2 protein-coding genes are annotated in these 3,119 nt (G+C 72.9%); both read right to left on the bottom strand.

What is annotated here, in order from left to right:
• Positions 1 to 863 precede the first annotated feature (863 nt).
• Positions 864 to 1,811 carry a prephenate dehydratase gene (gene pheA / locus FNQ90_RS17575; protein ID WP_143620975.1) on the bottom strand — a complete coding sequence of 316 codons (948 nt, stop codon included), beginning with the start codon at positions 1,809 to 1,811 and terminating at the stop codon, positions 864 to 866.
• A 43-nt stretch (positions 1,812 to 1,854) separates the two neighbouring features.
• Positions 1,855 to 3,119: iron uptake transporter deferrochelatase/peroxidase subunit (efeB, locus tag FNQ90_RS17570; RefSeq protein WP_407699385.1), on the bottom strand; the 1,265-nt coding region annotated here is incomplete at its 5' end.

Below are 3,119 nucleotides of genomic sequence, written 5' to 3'. Positions count from 1 at the left end.
GAGCGGAGGGGGAGCGGGCGGAGGAGGTACCGGAAAGTGTTCCGGCGCGACCCCGCGGCCGTCGGACCACCGGGTGTGCCGGAATCACCCGAGGAGTCGCGAGAACCCCGAGTACCACGAAAGCTCACAGAATTGGGCGTTATGCCCATTTGGAGAATTTTGAGCGACATGTGGCGAAAGTCCATGAATGGCACACTATGCGGGATATCCTCGGTTCCGAGGCGGGGCTCCCGGCACTCGGACCTCCGTGCACATCCACAGCCGGCGAATCGTCCACATGGTTTTCCACAGGGCTTCGCTCGAAGGTGTGGAAAACCTCGGGGGCAGTGGGTCGGCTCATGGTGATTCGCCCGGTTTGCCTGGGGGAATTCCGGCTTTGTCCCTTTTGTCATCCCCCTTTGGGGTGACTCAAGTAAAACAGGTTGACGCGAAGGTGTGGAATCGACGCTGGGGATATCCGCGGTCACCCTGGGGAATGACGGGCGAAATGTCCGTTTTCTGAGTTCGTCAACATGGACTTATTCACAGGCGGGTGAAGCTTCCTGTGGAAAACTCGGCGCCGTCTGTTCACCACGCGGAAAAGCCCGGGCGGAGAAGAGTTCGCCGGTCGGACGCCCATCCGCCGCCGGCCGGACGGCACGACCGGAGGTACGGGAGGCGGCCGGGCAGAGCCCCGGGCACGCCCGGGACCGGGCGTCGGGACACCCCGCACCACCCCCGCCGCCGGGCTTCCGGCACCGGCCGCGTACGGGGCCCACCGCCGAGCGGTACCCGGCGGGCCCCGAAGAGGGGGCCGCGCGGGACCTGTCGGGGCCCCGGGAACCCGGCTTCCGGGACTGCCGGAAACCGGTGGGGAGGGGGACTCAGCGTGGCGGACGGGCCCCGTCGGGCTGACCGTCCAGGCTGCGGTGCACCCACTGCGCCGCCGCCACGAAGTCCCCATCCGTGGTACCGGGCTCGAGGGCGGGACGCACCCCGTCCGCGCGCGGGTACGATCCCAGGAACCGCACCTCCGAGCAGAGCCGGTGCAGCCCCATCAGGGCCTCCCCCACCCGTCGATCCGCCAGGTGCCCCTCGCAGTCGATCTGGAAGCAGTACCGGCCGATGCCCTCACCGGTGGGCCGCGACTCGATCCGCATGAGGTTCACCCCGCAGGCCGCGAACTCCTGAAGGATCTCCAACAACGCGCCCGGTCGGTCCGAGCGCAACCACAGCGCCACCGAGGTCTTGTCCGCCCCCGTCGGCGAGGCCGGCCGCGAGGGCCGCCCCACCAGCACGAAGCGGGTCACCGCGTGTTGCGCGTCGTGGATGTCGGTGACCAGCGGCTCCAACCCGTACGTCGCCGCGGCGAACTCCCCGGCGAACGCGGCGTCGTAGCGCCCCTCCTGCACCAGGCGTGCCCCGTCGGCGTTGGAGGCCGCCGACTCCCACTGCGCCTCGGGCAGATTCCGCTCCAGCCACCGCCGCACCTGCGGCTGTGCCACCGGGTGCCCGGTGACCGTCTTGATCGCCTCCAACTCCGTGCCGGGACGCACCAGCAGCGCGAAGGCGATCGGCAACAGCACCTCGCGGTAGATCAACAGCGGTTCACCGGAGGCCAGTTCGTCCACCGTCGCGGTGACCCCGCCCTCGACCGAGTTCTCGATCGGCACCAGGGCACCGCCCGCCTCGCCGTTGCGCACCGCGTCCATCGCGGCGGGCACCGACACCATCGGCACCAGCTCGCGGGTGGCGGCCTCCGGCAGGGTGCGCAGCGCGGCCTCGGTGAAGGTGCCCTCCGGGCCCAGGTACGTGTAACGGCCGGCAGTCATGCCGCCACGGTAGCGGCTCCCGCCGGCCCCGTCCCCCTCGATCTCACCCTTCGAGCAGGCGTTGCCCCGGATATCCGCCGGGCTCGGCGCCCCCGGGCACCGCGAACAGGCCGCTCGCCTCGTGCCGGATGAACGCCGACAGCGCGTCCCCCCGGTCCAGCTTCCGCTGCACGGGTACGAAGGCGAGCATCGGGTCGGCCTGCCAACAGACGAACAACAGGCCGGCGTCGGGCGACCCGTCCTCCGCGAACCCGTCGTGGTAGGAGTACGAGCGCCGCAGCATCGCCGCACCGCCGTTGCTCTCCGGCGCGGACACCCGCACGTGGGCGTCGGCCGGGATCACCGGTCGGCCCCGCTCGTCCACGGCACCCAGGTCCACCGGCGTGGTCTCCCCGCCGCCGGTCAGCGGCGCCCCGTCCACCCGGCGACGGCCCAGGACCCGATCCCGCGCCTCGAGCGGCTGCTCCTCCCAGGCGTCCAGCAGCATCCGGATCCGCCGCACCACCGCGTAGCTGCCGCCGGCCATCCAGGCGGGCTCCCCGTCGCCGGGCACGAACACCCGGTCCGCGAAGTCCTCCTGTTCGGGACGGAGGTTGTTGGTGCCGTCGATCTGACCCATCAGGTTGCGCGGGCCCGACTCCCCGGAGGCCGCGCCGGGCACCCGGTTGAAGCCGGCCATCCGGTGGCGCACCCGCGCGGTGTCGGCGGCGGCCCGCTGGAGGGTGCGCACCGCGTGGAAGACCACGGTCGGGTCGTCCGCCTCCACCTGGATCCACAGGTGGCCACCCGAGCGCTCCGGGTCCAGGGCGTCGGCGGAGAACTCCGGCAGTGGGTCCAGCGCCCGGGGCCGGGCGTCGGCCAGGCCGACCGCGTCGAAGAAGTCGTGGCCGAAGCCGAAGGTGACCGCCAGGCCGGAGGGGCCGGTGCCGCCGGCGATGCCGTTGTCCGCGTCGGGGGCCTCGCCCGTCATCATCGCCCCGGCCGCCCGGGACCAGCGGCGCAGTAGGGCCGCCGCCTCACCGCGCCCGGAGGCGGGCAGCAGGTCGAAGGCGAGCAGCTCGGCGTGCGCGCGGGCGGCACCGAGGATGCCCGGTTGGTGGGGGCCGTGGAAGTCGACACGGGCGGCGCCGACGGAGGACAGCGGGGTGGTGTCGCCGGGAGCCCCCGGGGTCGCCCGGCCGACCGGACCGGCGAGCAGCCCGCCGCCGGCGCCGACGGCCAATCCGGCGGCGCCGGCGGCACCGGCGGTGCCGAGCAGACGGCGCCGGGAGACCCCGGCCCGCTCCTCGCCGGTGGTGCCCCCGGGAG

The organism is Streptomyces alkaliphilus, assembly GCF_014141535.1.
GTDB classification, from domain to species: Bacteria; Actinomycetota; Actinomycetes; order Streptomycetales; family Streptomycetaceae; genus Streptomyces; species Streptomyces alkaliphilus.
The sequence above is the reverse complement of the archived record's forward strand: the minus strand, read 5'-3'. Positions and strand labels throughout refer to the sequence as shown.